Consider the following 15,763-nt stretch of genomic DNA (forward strand, 5'->3'; position numbering starts at 1 on the left):
TCGGTACTCCAGATAGGGAACACGAATTCTAGGCGTGCGATTTGACGGCTTCGTTGAGGATTCCGCATCACAGCAATGCCCCCCATTCAGGATGCAAAAAGGGCGCCGGATACAATCGCTTGCTGCACCGCAGCACCTGTTCCGGTCGCCTCACTTCACGATGATTTCCCCCAACGCCAAAGAAATCTTCATCCAGGGCATCACCCACGATGGCCGCACTTTTCGCCCCAGTGACTGGGCCGAACGCCTCGCCGGCGTCATGTGCTCCTTCCGCCCCGGCGGCGCCTACCCGGGCAGCCACCTGAGCTACTCGCCCTGGTGCATTCCCACGACCATCAACGGCGTGAAATGCGTGGTGGTGAACCGTGCCCTGCGCGACGCCGAACCCATGGCCTGGGACTTCTGCGTGAACTTCGCGAAAGACAACAACCTCCAGGTGGCCGAGGCCTGCCTGGTGCCCGATCCGGCGGACACGCCGCCCCCTCCCAAAAAGACCTGACTTCCAGGTCTTTTTTTTTGGGCTGCACGGGTTGCCCTTGCCTTGTCGGTTTTCGAACGCCCATGAAAAAACCGCCCGAAGGCGGTTTTTCACTTTTGCTTGCTGCAGCGCACCCCGATCAAACGGCGGACCGGAGAATTCCGGTCCGGGCTTGCCTGACAGGTGTCAGGCGGCGGCCTTTTCAGGCGCGAGGGCGAGGGCCTTGACCTTGGCCGACAGGCGGCTCTTGTCGCGGGCTGCCTTGTTCTTGTGGAAGATGCCCTTGTCGGCGACGGTGTCGACGATGCTCTGGGCCTTCGCGAACAGTTCGCTTGCCTTGGTCTTGTCGCCAGCCAGAACAGCCTTTTCGACGTTCTTGACAGCGGTACGGTATTTGGAGCGCAGCGAGGTGTTCGCAGCGTTGAGCTTGACGTCCTGGCGGACGCGCTTGCGGCCCGACGCGAGGCGGGGGTTCTTCTTCTTGGGCTTGGCGGATGCCATATTTAGTGTTCCTTAGGTGTCTGAGGATGATGCAGCAAAGCCCTCCATTATAGGCCGGGTTCCGGTTTTTGCCGAATTGCCTGCTTTTGTCACCTTTCGGAGCCCTACACTCGCCCCCGTGTCCCTGTTCAAATCCGCCTCCACCGTCTCCCTGCTGACCCTCGCTTCGCGGATCACGGGCCTCGTGCGCGACGTGCTTTTTGCCTCGGTCTTCGGTGTCAGCGCGCTCACCGACGCCTTCAACGTCGCCTTTCGCATCCCCAACCTGTTTCGCCGCGTGTTCGGCGAGGGCGCCTTCAGCCAGGCCTTCGTGCCGGTGCTGGCCGCGCGCAAGGCCGAGGCAGGACAAGAGGGCGCCCGGGAGCTGGTCGACCACGTCGCCACGCTGCTGACCTGGGCCCTGGTGGTGCTGTGCGTGGCGGGCGTGGCCGGCGCGCCGCTGCTGGTCTGGGCGATGGCCAGCGGCCTGCAGGGCTTCGACGCCGCCGTGGTCATGACGCGCTGGATGTTCCCCTACATCGGCTTCATGTCGCTGGTGGCGCTGGCGGGCGGCATTCTCAACACCTGGCGCAAGTTCGCGGTGCCGGCGGCGTCGCCGGTGCTGCTCAACATCGCGCTGATCCTGTCGATCTCGGTCGGCGCGCCGCTGTTCCGCCGCTACGGCATCGAGCCGATCTACGCCCAGTGCGTGGGCGTGATGGTCGGCGGCGTGCTGCAGCTGGCCCTGCAGATTCCGGCGCTGCGCGCGCTGGGGCTGATGCCGCGCATCGGCGCCAGCTTCAAGGCGCTGCGCACCACGTGGAACGATCCGACCACCCGCAAGGTCATGAAGCTCATGCTGCCCGCGCTGCTGGGCGTGAGCGTGGCGCAGATCTCGCTGCTCATCAACACGCAGATCGCCTCGCACCTGGCCACGGGCAGCGTGACCTGGGTCACCAATGCCGACCGCCTGATGGAATTCCCCACCGCCATGCTCGGCGTGGCGCTCGGCGTGGTGCTGATGCCGCAGCTCGCCGGCGCCCGCGCCGCCAAGGACGACGCGCGCTACTCGTCGCTGCTCGACTGGGGTCTGCGCCTCGTGGTGCTGCTGGCCGCGCCGTGCGCCGTGGCACTGCTGCTGTTCGCCAAGCCGCTCGTGGCCGTGCTGTTCCACAACGGCGCCTACACCGGCGAAGACGTCGGCCGCACCACCGTGGCGCTCATGGGCTACGGCGTGGGGCTGGTCGGCCTCGTGGCGGTGAAGGTGCTCGCGCCCGGCTACTACGCCAAGCACGACACGCGCACGCCCATGCTGATCGCCGTGTGCGTGCTGGTGCTCACGCAGGTGCTCAACTTCTTCCTGGTGCCGCTGCTGCAGCACGCGGCGCTGACGCTGACGATTGGCATTGGTGCATTGGTCAACGCGCTCTGGCTGCTGATCGGCCTGGTCCGCCGCGGCAGCTACACGCCCGAGCCCGGCTGGGGCAAGTTCGCGCTGCAGGTGCTGCTGGGCACCGTGGTGCTGGCGGTCTTGCTGGCCTGGGGCGCCCACTATTTCGACTGGGTCGGCCTGCGCGCGCAGCGCCTGCACCGCATCGGCCTTCTGGCCGCGCTCATCGCCGGCGCCGCGCTGCTTTATTTCGCCGTGCTCACCGCCGCAGGCGTGCGCCTGCGCAGTTTCATGCGCCGCTGAGGCGCCGTTGGCGAGCCGGAAAACACTGCCTTGACGCTCCCCGCGGGCTCCTCTACAAAGCCATATGACGTTCAGCTACCAGGTTCCCACGGCACTGGAATATTTCGAGTCGCTGGTCGGCAGCGATGACCACTTTCCGCTGCTCGAAGCGGCCGCCAGCATCGCGCAGGACGAATACCCCGAACTCGACGTGCAGCAGGTGCTGGGCGACGTCGACCAGTTGCTGGCGCGCCTCAAGCGCCGCCTGCCGGCCGACGCCGCGCCGCTGGCCCGGCTGCGCGCGCTGAATCAGTTCTTCTTCAGCGACCTGAATTTCGGCGGCAACGTCAACGACTACTACGACCCCGACAACAGCTACCTGAACGCCGTGCTGCGCACCCGCCGCGGCATTCCGATCTCGCTGGCCGTGCTGTGGATGGAACTGGCGCAGGGCCTGGGCCTGCAGACGCGCGGCATCGGTTTCCCGGGGCATTTCATGATGAAGGTGACGCTGCCCAAGGGGCAGGTCGTGATCGACCCGTTCACCGGCAAGTCGCTCTCGCGCGAGGATCTGAGCGAGCGGCTCGAACCCTACAAGCGCGGCAACGGGCTGGTCGGCGACTTCGACGTGCCGCTGGGCCTGTACCTGGAGCCCGCGAGCCCGCGCGAGATCATTGCGCGCATGCTGCGCAACCTGAAGGAAGTGCACCACGCGCAGGAAGACTGGCCGCGTTACATCGCGGTGCAGAACCGCCTCATTGCGCTGCTACCCAGCGCCTGGGGCGAGCACCGCGACCGCGGCGTGGCGCATGCCGAGCAGGGCCATGCGGCGCTGGCCGTGTTCGATCTCGAAACCTACCTCGCCAACGCCGAAGACGCGCTCGACATCGACGCGATCGCCGAGCGCGTGGCGCTGCTGCGGCGCCTGGCCAACTAGCAACAAGCCCATGACCGACACCCGCACCGGCGTGAGCGCGGCGCCTCCCGATCTGGGCACGCTGCACGAATTCCACGGCGTGCAGCCCGTGTTGCCGGTGTCCGACGTCTCGCGCGCCGCGCGCTGGTTTTCCGAAGTGCTGGGTTTCGAGATCGACTTCATCGCCGGCGAACCGCCCAGCTATGCGCGCGTGAAGAAGGGCGACCGCAGCTACGGCGACCCCGTGTACCTGCGCCTGTGGCAGTGCGGCAGCCGCGAAGCCCGGCCCTGGCGCGGCGAAATCGTGATCCACGTCGGCAAGGACATCGACGGGCTGCATGCCGCCTACGTGAAGCGCGGCGTGACCATCATCGAACCGCCGACGTCCCAGCCCTGGGGCCTGCGCGAGTTCGCGATCCGCGAACCCGACGGCCACGTGCTGCGGTTCTGCGGCTATCTCTGAAACACAAAATTACAAGCCGATCGATGCAGTCGTGTCGATCCGTTGTCCGCTCGTGCGACGTGTGAACAGGAGCGCGCAAATTTCGGCGCCTCCCGACCCTCATCAACCCACAGGAGAAACGACATGCGATTCATGGTTCTGGTCAAGGCGAGCCCCGATTCCGAAGCCGGCGTGATGCCGAGCACCGAGATACTGACCGAGATGGGCCAGTTCAACGAAGAACTGGTCAAGGCCGGCGTGCTGCTGGCGGGCGAGGGGCTGCACCCGTCGGTCAAGGGCGCGCGCGTGCGCTGCGAAGGCAAGAAGCGCACCGTCATCGACGGTCCCTTCACCGAGACCAAGGAGCTGCTCGCGGGCTTCTGGTTGCTGCAGGTCAAGTCGAAGGAAGAGGCCATCGAGTGGATCAAGCGCAGCCCGTTCCAGGAAGGCGAGATCGAGATCCGCCAGGTCTTCGAGGCCACCGATTTCGGCGAGGCCATGACGCCCGAGCTGCTGGCGCAGGAAGACCGCCTGCGCGCCGAGTCCGCTGCCAAGGCCGGCCGCTGAACTTCGTCAACCTCCTCAAGGAGAAACGACCATGCGATTCATGCTGCTGATGATTCCCCACGGCTACGAAAGCGCGGCGCCCGGCACCGTGCCCGACGACGTCGAACGCGTGGGGTCGATGATGGCCTTCAACGAGTCCCTGCAGAAGGCCGGCGTGCTGATCGGCTGCGAGGGCCTGCACCCGCCGTCGATGGGCGCGCGCGTGAGCTTTCCGGGCGGCAAGCCGAAGGTGGTCGACGGCCCCTTCGCCGAGGTCAAGGAAGTGCTGGGCGGCTACTGGCTGATCGATGTCGCCTCGCGCGCCGAAGCCATCGAATGGGCGAGCCGCTGCCCGGGCAGCGAGAACGAGGTCATCGAGATCCGCCAGGTGCAGGAGATGGAAGACTTCTCGCCCGCCGTGCAGGACGTTGCGAGCGAATTCACGTCGATGCAGCAGACCCTGAAGAAGTGAGCAGCACTTTCATCTAGTCAGTCTTCCCGCACCAGCCGGATGCCCACGAGCGTGTAGCGCGTGCCCGGCGCATTCCAGTTGCGGTAGGACGAGCGGGCGTAGAAAGCCCAGGTGTGCCAGGAGCCGCCGCGGCGCACCCGCACGGTGCCCGTGGCGGGGCCTTGGGGGTCGTCGACCGGTGTGCGCGCGTAGTATTCGTCGCCATGCCAGTCGGCCACCCATTCCCACGCATTGCCGTGCATGTCGTAGAGGCCCCAGGCGTTCGGCGCGAAGCTGCCGACCGGGGCGGTGAAGGCAAAACCGTCGTCGCCCGCGAGCGCCATCGCGCGCCAGCGCGGCCAATGGGCGGCGCTGCGCGTGTCGAACACATTGGCCCCGCGCAGCAGCGTGGCCGGCTCGTTCCCCGTGCTGTAGCGCGTGCGCGTGCCGGCGCGGCAGGCGTACTCCCACTCGGCCTCGGTCGGCAGGCGGTAGCGCCGGCCCTCCGTTTGGCTCAGCCATGCGGCCAGCGCCTGCGCGTCGTTCCAGCTCACGTTGACGACCGGGTGGTTGTCGTCCTGCGCGAAGCCCGGGTTGCGCCACGAGTAGCGCGGGTTGCGGCCTTCAAAAGCGTCGCCGCGCCGCGTGGTGGCGGGGTCGTAGTCGGCGCGCCAGCCGTAGCCGCCGGTGCCGTCGGCCACCGATTCGGGCACATGGCCCGAGGCCTCGAGAAAGCGGCGGAACTGGCCCACCGTCACCTCGTGCTGTCCCATCCAGAACGCCCGCGTGATGCGCACCTTGTGCACCGGCCCTTCGTCGGCCAGTTGGGTGAAGCGCTCCTTCGGCAACTCGGGGTAGTCGCGTGCCAACGCCTCGGGCGCCTCGTCGCTGCCCATGAGGAATTCGCCGGCCGGCAATCGCACGAAGGCCATGCCGAGGCTGTTGCGTTCCACCGTGAGCTCGCCGGCCCAGGCACCGCCGCAGGCGAGGCTGAATGCAAGGCCCAGGCTCCACAAGACGAGGCGTGGTGTCATGGCTGCATGCTATCCGGCGCATCGATCGGAGGGGTCGCATGAGCGACGCGCCGGGCCGCCCCAAGCAAGCTCGCACCGCAGTGCGAAGCACGAAGGTATGCCAATGAGCGACGGTCGGGACCCTGCCGCCATCCACCGCGCCATCGAGGCGGTCTGGCGCATCGAGTCCGCGAAGATCATCGCCACGCTCGCGCGCAAGGTGCGCGACGTGGGCCTGGCCGAAGAGCTGGCGCAGGACGCGCTGGTGGCCGCGCTCGAGCAATGGCCCGTCGAGGGCCTGCCCGACAACCCCGCCGCCTGGCTCACGCAGGTGGCCAAGCACCGCGCCCTCGACCGCCTGCGCCACGTGCAGCTGGCCGAGCGCAAGGCGCCCGAGATCGGCCGCGAACTCGACGCGCTGCACACCATGGCCCAGGCCGACTTTGCGCAGGCAGTCGATGCAGCACTCGATGACGACATCGGCGACGACCTGCTGCGCCTGGTGTTCACCGCCTGCCACCCCGTGCTCTCGACCGAGGCGCGCGTGGCGCTCACCTTGCGGCTGATGGGCGGCCTGACGACCGATGAGATCGCGCGCGCCTTTCTCGTGCCCGAAGCCACCGTCGCGCAGCGCATCGTGCGCGCCAAGCGCACGCTGGCCGAGGCGTGCGTGCCTTTCGAGGTGCCGCGTCGCCACGAGCTCGAAGCCCGGCTGGCCTCGGTGCTCGAGGTGGTCTACCTGATCTTCAACGAGGGCTACTCGGCCACCGCTGGCGACGACTGGATGCGCCCCACGCTGTGCGACGAGGCCCTGCGCCTGGGCCGCATCGTGGCCGAGCTGGTGCCCGGCGAAGCCGAGGTGCACGGGCTGGTCGCGCTGATGGAAATCCAGGCCTCGCGCACCGTCGCGCGCGTCGGCGCCTCGGGCGAGCCGGTGCTGCTGCTCGACCAGAACCGCGCGCGCTGGGACCCGCTGTTGATCCGCCGCGGTTTGGCGGCGCTGTCGCGTGCCGAATCGTTGGGCGGCGCGCTCGGCCCCTACGCATTGCAGGCCGCCATCGCCGCCTGCCACGCCCGCGCGCGTACCGCGGGCGAGACCGACTGGGCGCGCATCGCGTCGCTGTACGACGCGCTGGCCGCGCTGTCGCCGTCGCCCGTCGTCGAGCTGAACCGCGCGGTCGCGCTGTCGATGGCCTTCGGGCCGGCGGCCGGGCTGGAGGTGGTCAATGCGCTGAGGGACGAGCCTGCGCTGAAGGGCTACCACCTGCTGCCGACCGTGCGCGGCGACCTGCTCTTCAAGCTAGGCCGCCACGACGAGGCGCGCCGGGAGTTCGAGCGCGCCGCCTCGCTCACGCGCAACACGCGCGAGCAGGCGTTGCTGCGCGCGCGTGCCGACGCCTGCGGCGGCAACAAACCCTAGCGCGACTCCCAGAACCCCCGGTGGGTGGCGATCATCTCGTCGGCCACTTCGGGCACGGGGCCGATCACCTCGACGGGCTTCTGCCCGCGCGCGAAGACCTCGCGACAGGGCAGGCTCAGCGTCGGGTTCTCGGGGTGGTCGCCGGTGAGTGCGAGCAGCGCGGATTCTTCCGCGCCGTACACGATGCGTCCGATGTTGGCCCAGTAGCTCGTGCCCGCGCACATGGCGCAGGGCTCGAAGGTGGTCACCAGCGTGCACTGCCACAGGTACTCGGCCGGCCAGTTCTGCGCCGCATGGCGCGCGAGCGTGGCCTCCGCGTGATGCACCGTGTCGATGTTGCCCTGCTCGGCGAGGATGGTCTCGCCGTCGGGGGCGACGAGCACGGCGCCGAAGGGGTGGCGGCCCATGGCCATGACGCGTCGCGCCACGGCGTCGGCGCGACGCAGCGCGCGGGTGATCTGTTCGGGAGTCATGCCCCCATTATTTATGCGTTCTGCGAGCCGCGATGCGCCCAGCCGGTGGTGTGCTTCTCGATCAGGCTGAAGAGTTCGTACATGACCATCGCCATCGCGCCCACCACCATCAGGCCCGCGAAGGCCAGGCCCATCTGCATGGCCGAGCCGGCCGAGATCAGCAGGTAGCCGATGCCCTCGTTGGCCGCCGTCATCTCCGACACCGTGGTGCCGACAAACGCCAGCGTGATCGCCACCTTCAGCGAGCCGAAGAAGTAGGGCATGGAGCGCGGCAGGCCGATCTTGATGAGCACGTCCCAGCGCTTGGCGCCCAGCACGCGCAGCACGTCTTCCAGCTCAGGTTCGAGCGTGGCCAGGCCGGTCGCGATGTTCACCATGATCGGGAAGAAGCTGATCAAGAACGCCGTGAGAATCGCCGGCCCGATGCCGATGCCGAACCACACGACCAAAATCGGCACGAAGGCCGCCTTGGGCAGTGCGTTGAAGGCCGTCATGAGCGGGTAGATCGCCGCATAGGCCAGGCGCGAGCTGCCGATCACGAAGCCCATGAGCACGCCCACCACGATCGCCAGGCCGAAGCCCGCCATCGTGACCCAGTAGGTGCGCCACGCGTGGCCCGCGATGATGGCCTTGAACTCCCAGAACTGCTCCCAGATGCGCAGCGGGCTCGGAAAGATGAAGTCCGACACGCCGAAGCCCGCGCAGATCACCTGCCACAGCAGGAGCACCGCCACGAGCAGCAGCCAGGGCGACCAGCGTTCGAGTTGTTTGCTGTTGTTCATTTGCCGCCTCCTCAGTGCGTGGCCGCCGCAGCGGAGGTGGCGGCGTTGCCGCGGATCGCGCCGATGTGGCTGCGCAGTTCGAGCACGATGTCGGTGAACTCCTTGGTGTAGGTCAGCTCCAGCTCGCGCGGGCGCGGCAGGTCGATCTCGCGCTTCACCACGAAGCGCCCGGGGCTCTTGCTCATCACGTACACCGTGTCGGCCAGGAACACCGATTCACGCAGGTCGTGCGTGACCAGGATCACGTTGAACTGCTGCTCGGTCCAGAGGTCGCGCAGGATGCACCACAGCTCTTCGCGCGTGAACGCGTCGAGTGCGCCGAAGGGCTCGTCGAGCAGCAGCATCTTGGGTTCGTGGATGAGCGCGCGGCAGATGCTCGCGCGCTGCTGCATGCCGCCCGAAAGCTGCCACGGAAACTTGTCTTCGTAGCCGCCCAGGCCCACCTTTTGCAGCAGGCGGCGGGCGCGCTCGACGTACTCCTTGCGCTTGGCCTTGAAGTTCGAGCGGTAGGGCTCGACGATTTCCAGCGGCAGCAGCACGTTGTCGACCGTGGTGCGCCACGGCAGCAGCGAGGGCGCCTGGAAGGCCATGCCCGAGATCTTCAGCGGCCCGGTCACGGGCTGGCCGTCGATGCGGATCTTGCCCATCGAGGGCATCTTCAGCCCCGTGGTGAGCTTCATGAAGGTCGACTTGCCGCAGCCCGAGGGGCCGACGATGGCGATGAACTCGCCGCGCGTCACCTTCAGGTCGATGGCCTCGACCGCGAAGTGGTTGGCGCGCAGCAGCTCTTCGTTGTAGGCGAGCCAGACGTCCTGGAAATCGACGAAGGGGGCGGCTGCGTCGGGTGTCGTTGCGCCGGCCGCCATCACTTGCGCAGGATTCCGCTGAGCTCGGCCGCGGGCGGGAGCATGGCCGCGGTCCACACGGCGTCGGGGCTCACGCGCGTCTTGGTGTTGAAGGCGTCCGACACCTGCGAGGCCATGAGCGACATGCGGCCCGCATTGACGGCGCCGAAGCCTTCGCTGCGCGCGTCGGCGCTGTTGATGACGGTGTCGATGGCCAGCTGCAGGCGGCGCGTCTCGAGCTTGCTGTCGATGATGCCGTCGCGCGCCTTCACCGACTCGATGGCCACGGCCGGGTTGGCGATGACTTCCTTCGCGCCCTTGGCAAAGGCCGACAGGAACTTCTTCACTGCCGCCGGGTTGTCCTTGAGCAGCTTGGGCGACGCGATGATCACGTTGCCGTACAGCTTCACGCCGTAGTCGGGGTAGGGCAGGATCACCACGTCGGCCGCCTTGGCGCCGCGCGCTTCCAGGTTGAGCAGCGAGGTGAAGGTGAAGCCCGTGATGGCGTCGATGTCGCCGCGCACCAGCATGGTCTCGCGCAGCGTCGGGTCCATGGCGGTCCAGTTCACGGCGCCGATGTTGTTGGCCTTGGCAAAGATCGGGAACGCGCGGCGGCCCGCATCGAACACCGGCGCGCCGAGCTTCTTGCCGGCGAGGTCGGCCGGCTTGGTGATGCCGCTCTTCTTGAGCGCCATGACCGAGGCCGGCGTGTTGTTGTAGACCATCATCACGGCGACCGGCTTGTTCGGGCTGTCGGGGTTGTTGGCGTGGAACTCCATCAGCGCCGCGAGGTCGGCAAAGCCCATGTCGTAGGCGCCCGAGGCCACGCGCGTCACGGTGCCGCCCGAGCCGTTGCCGGCGTCGATGGTCACGTCCAGCCCAGCGGCCTTGAAGTAGCCCTTGGCCGCGGGGTGCAGGAACAGCGCGGCCGGTCCTTCGAAACGCCAGTCGAGCTGGAACTTGATCGGCGTCGGGCTCTGGGCAAAGGCCGAAGACAGGCCGAAGCTGAGGGCCGAGGCGGCGAGGAAGGACTGGAGCAGGTGACGCTTGTTCATGAAGGTTCCGAAATGTGAATGCTTCGGCATTCAAGCAAAAACGGTGCCCGCACGCGATTGGTGCGAACCCTTCCGGTGAATCACCGAGGTGCGCGGCCCGCCCAAGGCGTGTGCGGCGTGCACCGCACCTGGGAATTCGAGCCTTGGACTGTCGTCAGAGCGTCGCGCCGATCTTGCGCAGCTCGGCGATCTGCGGCGCCTTGGGCAGCCAGACCTTGTCGAACTCGGCGATGACCGGCGCGGGGTTGTAGTTGCTGGCGCTCTTGAACGCGATGCCGCTGGCCTTGAACTTGTCGATCAGGCCCAGCTCGGTGGTCACGATGTCCTTGATCTGCGCGTCGAGCTGCTGCTTCACGAGGTCGGTGATGAGCGCCTTGTCTTTCGCGTCGAGCGTCTGCCAGATGCGGCCCGACACCAGCGGTGCGAAGGGCATGAACAGCGCGTTCATCGGCAGCAGCGTTTTCGAGACGCGGTCGAAGCGCTGGTTCCACGAGAACTCGATGTCGGCTTCGAGCCCGTCGACCTGGCCGTTGGACATGGCGTCGAACACGCCCGGCGTGGGAATCGGCGTGGGCGCGGCGCCCAACAGTTGGTAGAAGTCGCGGTACACCGGCGTGGGGTTGATGCGCAGCTTCATGCCCTTCAGGTCGGTGGGCGAGGCGATGTCCTTGGTCGCGAACACCACGCGCATGCCGGTGATGCCCCAGCCCAGGCCGATGGTGCCGGTCTCGCGCGGCAGCACATCGAGCAGCTTGAGCGCCGCGGGCGTGCGCACGAGCGAGGCGACGTTGGTGGTCGAGCGCACGAGGTAGGGCGCGTTGATGGCCGCCACGCTCGCCACGCGCGAGCCGAGTTCCGCGGCTTGAATCCAGCCCATATCGAGCGCGCCCGACTGCAGCTGCTGCATCATGGCCGACTCGTTGCCGAGCTGGCCCGAGTGAAACACCGTGGCGCTCAGGCGGCCGTCGGTGGCCTTCTTCAGCGCCTCGCCGAAGCTCACTGCGGCGCGGTTCCACGAATGCCCCGCGGGCGTGATGAGGCCCAGGCGGAATTCCTTGGCGGCGGCGGCACGCGACACGGTGCCGAAGAGGGCGGTCGATGCGGCAGCGGTGCCGGCGGCGGCCTGGACGAACTGGCGGCGGGAGAGGGGCATGCGAAGCTCCGGTTGGGTGAGGTGAAGTGAAGGAACGGGAAAGAGAGCGGATCAGCGCTTACTTGATGAGCGCGAGAGAAAGACTCGGGAACAGCGACAGCAGCACCAGCGCCGCGCAGCAGATCAGGAAGAAGGGCAGCGTGACGATGAACATCTTTCCGGGCTTGGCGCCTGTCACCGCCGACGCCACGAAGAAGCTCAGCCCCACCGGCGGCGTCATCAGCCCGAGCACGAGGTTGATGACCACCACCACGCCGAAGTGGCGCGGGTCGATGCCGTAGATTTCCGTCGCAATGGGCAACAGGATCGGCACGGTCATGATCAGGCCGGGAATGCCGTCGATCACGGTGCCGATCACCAGCAGGATCACGTTCACCAGCAGCAGGAAGGCGATCGGGTCTTTTGCCACGGTCTGTATCCATGCGGCGGTGGCCTGCGGCACCTTGCCGTAGATGAGCAGCCACGAGAACACCGCGGCCGCCGCCACCAGGAACAGCACCACCGCCGAGTAGATCGCCGACTTCAGCAGGATCTGCGGAATCATCGCGAAGCGGAATTCCTTGGTCACGTAGCGGCCCACCAGCACCGCGGCCACCGCGCCCACCGCCGCCGATTCGGTGGGGTTGGCCAGCCCGCCGAGGATCGAGCCGACGATCACGATGGGAATGAGCAGCGTCGGGCAGGCCGTGAGGATCGTGTGCAGCCGCTGTTTGACGGTGCGCTTCTCGGTGCGCGGGTAGTTGTAGATCAGGCCCATGCAGGCGATGACGATGAAGAACAGCACCGTGAGGATCACGCCGGGGATGATCCCCGCGATGAGCATGTCGCCCACCGCCACCTGCGCGAGCACGCTGTACACCACGAACATCACCGAGGGCGGAATGATCGGGCCGAGCATGCCGCCGTACACCGTGATGCCGGCCGCGAAGGTCTTGTCGTAGCCCTGCTTCTCCATCTCGGGCACCATGATCTGGCTCATGATCGCCACCTGCGCGGTGGCCGAGCCGATGATCGACGACACCAGCATGTTCGCCAGGATGTTCACGTAGGCCAGGCCGCCTTTCACCGAGCCGATGAAGGCCAGCGCCAGGTCGACCAGCCGCTTCGTGATGCCGCCGCCGTTCATGATTTCGCCGATCAAAATGAACAGCGGAATCGCAATGAGGCTGTAGCTGTCGACGCCGCCGAACATCTGCACCGGGAACGACTGGAACAGCACCGTGTCGCCCGAGTTGAGGATGTAGACGATGCCCGACAGGCACAGGCAGGCACCGATCGGCACGCCGACCAGCATGATCAGCAGGAAAAAGGCAGAGGTCAGCATTTCAGTTCACGGCGTCCGCGTTGGCGACATGGAACTCGTCATGCGTGCGCTTGGGCTGCAGGCCGAGGTCTTCGAGGAGGTTGGCCAGCGCATGCACGCTGAGGGTGAGCGAGAAGATCGGCAGGATGAGCTGCACCAGCCACGTCGGCCAGTCGAGCGTCTGCGTGCGCTCGGTGTAGAGAAAGTTGAAGCTCTCGGCGGCGAACTCCTTCGCGTCGAAGCCGTGGCGCACGATGCCGGCCGGGTCCATCCACAGCCAGCACATCGCGAGCAGGGCCAGCCCGAGCAGCAGCACACCGCTCGAGGCGCTGGCCTTGGCGATGCGCGCGGCCCGGGTGCCGAGCTTGTCGGTGAGCAGCGTCACCGCAAAGTCCAGCCGCAGCCGCGTCATCGCCGACGCACCGATGAAGGTGAGCCAGACCACGCAGTACACCGAGGCCTCGTCCACCCAGTAGATCGGAAAGCCACCGTAGCGCGTGACCACGTTCAGCAGCACCAGCACGATGAGCAAGCCCATCAGGCTGCTGAGCAGGTGGCGCTCGCAGCGCAGGACAAAGTCCGACGCGTCGAGCACACGGCGGGACAGGCCGCCGCTTTCTTTCAAGGCGTTTTCTTGCATGGTGTTCTGGGCCTTGGGGTGCGTCGTATGCGGCGGCTCAGGCGACCGATTGGTATTGCGTGGGCCGCGTGGCCAGCGCCTTGCCGACGACCTTCTCGATGAAGGCGCGCTCTTCGCCGATGAGCGGCAGGCGCGGGCGGCGCATGTGCTCGGTGCCCACGCCGACCAGCAGGTCGATGAGCTTGAGGTTCTGCACCAGCTTGGTCGACACGTCCAGATGCAGCATCGGCGTCATCCACTGGTAGAGCTTGAGCGCTTCAGCGAACTTGCCGGCCTTCATCAGGTCGTACAGCGCCACCGTTTCGCGCGGGAAGGCACAACCGACACCGGCCAGCAGGCCATCGCAGCCCAGGGCGAGGCCTTCGTAGGCCAGGTCGTCCACGCCCAGGAACAGCTGGTAGCGGTCGCCCACGGTGTTGCGCAGGTCGGTGATGCGGCGGATGTTGTCGGTGCTTTCCTTGATGGCCGCGATCCACTCGCAGTCGGCCAGTTCGACCATGTGCTCGGGCTTCAGGTCCACGCGGTAGGCCACCGGGTTGTTGTAGACCATGATGGGTTTCTGGGCCGCGTTGGCGATGGTGCGCACGTTGAGCATCGCTTCGCGCGCATCGGCCACGTAGATCACCGAGGGCATGACCATGTAGCCGGCCACGCCCAGCTTGTTGGCGCCGTCCACGTAGCGAAGGGCTTCGCGGGTGCTGGTCTCCGACACGTTGGCCAGCACGGGGATGCGGCCGTCGGCGGCATCGAGCGCGATCTTGGCGACCTGCAGCTTTTCTTCCAGCGTCAGCGTGCTGGCTTCGCCCAGCGAGCCGCAGGTGACGAGGCCATGGATGCCGTTGCGGATCTGGAAGTCGATGTGGCGGGCGGTGCCCTCGGCGTCGATGCTTTCGTCGGCGTGGAACTTGGTGGTGATGGCGGGGAAGATGCCTTGCCAGCGGGGATTGCTCATGAGCGTGTACCTCGAAAAAGAAAAGAAAGGACGCTGCGGACAGCGGGTGGAACCAGGGTCTGAAGGCTTGGTTTCTAAATATATTAGTAAGATATGTGAAATATCCGCTCAGGGTATTAGCAGATTGCATGCCAACCGAAATGGTGGTTGGAGGCGCTTGAAAAGGGCGATCGGGCGTCGGGAAGCACCGCCTTGGCGCACCCTGCGCACCGGGGCGCCTCACGATGCAGCGGACGAAAAAAAGCCCCGCGGCGGTGAACGCGGCGGGGCGTGCGGCTGGCGCCGGCGCGGTGCTCAGGTCGGCGTCGTCGCCCCGAAGCCCAGCCAGTACGGATCGCCCACGCGCTTGCCCACGCTGCTGGCCGCGTCGCGCACCGTGGCGCCGAAGCGCGCCACCAGCGGTTCCGACAGCTGCTCCGCGGGCAGCGCGATGCCGAAGGCGTAGGTCTGCCGCGTGGCGGGGTCGAGCACCGCCGACGAGATGCCCGCCACGTTGGTCACGTACTCGCCGCGCGACAGGGCCCAGCCCGTGTCGCGGATCACGGCCAGGCGCGCGAGCAAATCCTTGCGGGTCTTCGGTGCGTGGCCGCGGCCCTGGTCGAGCCGTGCGCCGATCAGCGCGCCCACTTCGTCGTCGCCCAGGCGGGCCAGCAGCGCGCGGCCCATGGCGCTGGAGTAGGCGGGCGCGCGGCTGCCCGGCGGCGTGTAGATCTGCAGCGCGCCGGCGCCGGTGCGCATCTGGATCACCAGCGTGTCGGTGCCGTCGAGCACGTTGATGTAGCCCGTGTAGCCCGTCTCGCGCACCAGCGCATCGAGCGCTTCCTCGACCAGCGAGGCCGTGTTGCGCGAGGCGCGGAAGTGGTACGAGGCTTCCATGATCACGCCGCCCGGGCGGTAGGCGCGCGTGGCCGCGTCGCGGTCCAGGAAGCCGTAGCCGGCCATCATGCTCAGCGTGCGCGAGGCCGAGCTCTTGGGCAGGCCCAGCTCGGTCACGACGTCCGTCACCGTGATGTCGCGACGCAGCCGCGCGATCAGCTTCAGGACGTCCATGGCGTTGGCAAGGGTGCTCATCGTGTTCGGTAGGTTGGGGTGGGAATCATAGGTTCGGCGCCGGTGCGTCTTTTCGGCCGACCCGGGTGAAC

18 protein-coding genes are annotated in these 15,763 nt (G+C 67.2%); 7 read left to right on the forward strand and 11 right to left on the reverse strand.

The window, feature by feature from the left end:
- The first annotated feature begins 160 nt into the window (after positions 1 to 160).
- Positions 161 to 499: a DUF3579 domain-containing protein gene (locus CLU95_RS22435; protein WP_062477206.1), complete on the forward strand. Its 339-nt coding sequence runs from the start codon at positions 161 to 163 to the stop codon at positions 497 to 499.
- 165 nt (positions 500 to 664) lie between these two features.
- Here CLU95_RS22435 and rpsT read toward each other — a convergent pair whose 3' ends face one another.
- A complete protein-coding gene (gene rpsT / locus CLU95_RS22440; RefSeq protein WP_056571937.1) occupies positions 665 to 979 on the reverse strand; it encodes a 30S ribosomal protein S20 in 315 nt (104 codons plus the stop codon).
- A gap of 118 nt (positions 980 to 1,097) precedes the next feature.
- Here rpsT and murJ point away from each other — a divergent pair, with 118 nt between their 5' ends.
- From murJ to CLU95_RS22465, 5 genes are all read left to right on the forward strand, one after another.
- Entirely contained in the window at positions 1,098 to 2,651 is a 1,554-nt protein-coding gene (gene murJ / locus CLU95_RS22445; protein WP_099795629.1) for a murein biosynthesis integral membrane protein MurJ, read from the forward strand.
- Positions 2,652 to 2,715: 64 nt separating this feature from the next.
- Positions 2,716 to 3,567, forward strand: a complete 852-nt coding sequence (locus tag CLU95_RS22450) for a SirB1 family protein (RefSeq protein WP_099795630.1) — start codon at positions 2,716 to 2,718, stop codon at positions 3,565 to 3,567.
- A gap of 10 nt (positions 3,568 to 3,577) precedes the next feature.
- Entirely contained in the window at positions 3,578 to 4,009 is a 432-nt protein-coding gene (locus tag CLU95_RS22455; RefSeq protein ID WP_099795631.1) for a bleomycin resistance protein, read from the forward strand.
- A 123-nt stretch (positions 4,010 to 4,132) separates the two neighbouring features.
- Positions 4,133 to 4,555, forward strand: coding sequence for a YciI family protein (locus CLU95_RS22460; RefSeq protein ID WP_099795632.1), 423 nt, complete (start codon positions 4,133 to 4,135; stop codon positions 4,553 to 4,555).
- 31 nt (positions 4,556 to 4,586) lie between these two features.
- Positions 4,587 to 5,006 carry a YciI family protein gene (locus CLU95_RS22465; RefSeq protein WP_099795633.1) on the forward strand — a complete coding sequence of 140 codons (420 nt, stop codon included), beginning with the start codon at positions 4,587 to 4,589 and terminating at the stop codon, positions 5,004 to 5,006.
- Between the two features lie 17 nt (positions 5,007 to 5,023).
- On the opposite strand, the gene CLU95_RS22470 is transcribed toward CLU95_RS22465, so the two are convergent.
- Positions 5,024 to 6,019: a formylglycine-generating enzyme family protein gene (locus CLU95_RS22470; protein ID WP_099795634.1), complete on the reverse strand. Its 996-nt coding sequence runs from the start codon at positions 6,017 to 6,019 to the stop codon at positions 5,024 to 5,026.
- Between the two features lie 103 nt (positions 6,020 to 6,122).
- On the opposite strand from CLU95_RS22470, the gene CLU95_RS22475 reads away from it, so the two are divergent.
- Positions 6,123 to 7,418, forward strand: coding sequence for an RNA polymerase sigma factor (locus tag CLU95_RS22475; protein ID WP_373669491.1), 1,296 nt, complete (start codon positions 6,123 to 6,125; stop codon positions 7,416 to 7,418).
- Here the strand turns inward: CLU95_RS22475 and CLU95_RS22480 are convergent.
- From CLU95_RS22480 to CLU95_RS22520, 9 genes are all read right to left on the reverse strand, one after another.
- Entirely contained in the window at positions 7,415 to 7,891 is a 477-nt protein-coding gene (locus CLU95_RS22480; RefSeq protein ID WP_099795636.1) for a nucleoside deaminase, read from the reverse strand. The two genes, CLU95_RS22475 and CLU95_RS22480, sit on opposite strands and share 4 nt — an antisense overlap.
- Positions 7,892 to 7,902: 11 nt before the next feature.
- A complete protein-coding gene (locus tag CLU95_RS22485) occupies positions 7,903 to 8,673 on the reverse strand; it encodes an ABC transporter permease (RefSeq protein ID WP_099795637.1) in 771 nt (256 codons plus the stop codon).
- A gap of 11 nt (positions 8,674 to 8,684) precedes the next feature.
- The gene (locus tag CLU95_RS22490) at positions 8,685 to 9,539 is read right to left on the reverse strand and encodes an ABC transporter ATP-binding protein (protein ID WP_099795638.1); all 855 of its coding nucleotides are present in this window, start codon (positions 9,537 to 9,539) and stop codon (positions 8,685 to 8,687) included.
- Entirely contained in the window at positions 9,539 to 10,573 is a 1,035-nt protein-coding gene (locus tag CLU95_RS22495) for an ABC transporter substrate-binding protein (RefSeq protein WP_099795639.1), read from the reverse strand. The genes CLU95_RS22490 and CLU95_RS22495 overlap by 1 nt, the downstream gene beginning before the upstream one ends.
- Before the next feature lie 154 nt (positions 10,574 to 10,727).
- Complete coding sequence (locus CLU95_RS22500) at positions 10,728 to 11,726, reverse strand: TRAP transporter substrate-binding protein (RefSeq protein ID WP_099795640.1); 999 nt, start codon at positions 11,724 to 11,726, stop codon at positions 10,728 to 10,730.
- 58 nt (positions 11,727 to 11,784) lie between these two features.
- Entirely contained in the window at positions 11,785 to 13,050 is a 1,266-nt protein-coding gene (locus CLU95_RS22505; protein ID WP_099795641.1) for a TRAP transporter large permease, read from the reverse strand.
- Between the two features lies 1 nt (position 13,051).
- Positions 13,052 to 13,669: a TRAP transporter small permease gene (locus CLU95_RS22510; protein WP_099795642.1), complete on the reverse strand. Its 618-nt coding sequence runs from the start codon at positions 13,667 to 13,669 to the stop codon at positions 13,052 to 13,054.
- A 37-nt stretch (positions 13,670 to 13,706) separates the two neighbouring features.
- Positions 13,707 to 14,621, reverse strand: a complete 915-nt coding sequence (locus CLU95_RS22515) for a dihydrodipicolinate synthase family protein (RefSeq protein WP_099795643.1) — start codon at positions 14,619 to 14,621, stop codon at positions 13,707 to 13,709.
- A 294-nt stretch (positions 14,622 to 14,915) separates the two neighbouring features.
- The gene (locus CLU95_RS22520; RefSeq protein ID WP_099795644.1) at positions 14,916 to 15,692 is read right to left on the reverse strand and encodes an IclR family transcriptional regulator; all 777 of its coding nucleotides are present in this window, start codon (positions 15,690 to 15,692) and stop codon (positions 14,916 to 14,918) included.
- Positions 15,693 to 15,763 lie beyond the last annotated feature (71 nt).

Source organism: Variovorax sp. 54 (assembly GCF_002754375.1).
Taxonomy (GTDB): Bacteria; Pseudomonadota; Gammaproteobacteria; order Burkholderiales; family Burkholderiaceae_C; genus Variovorax.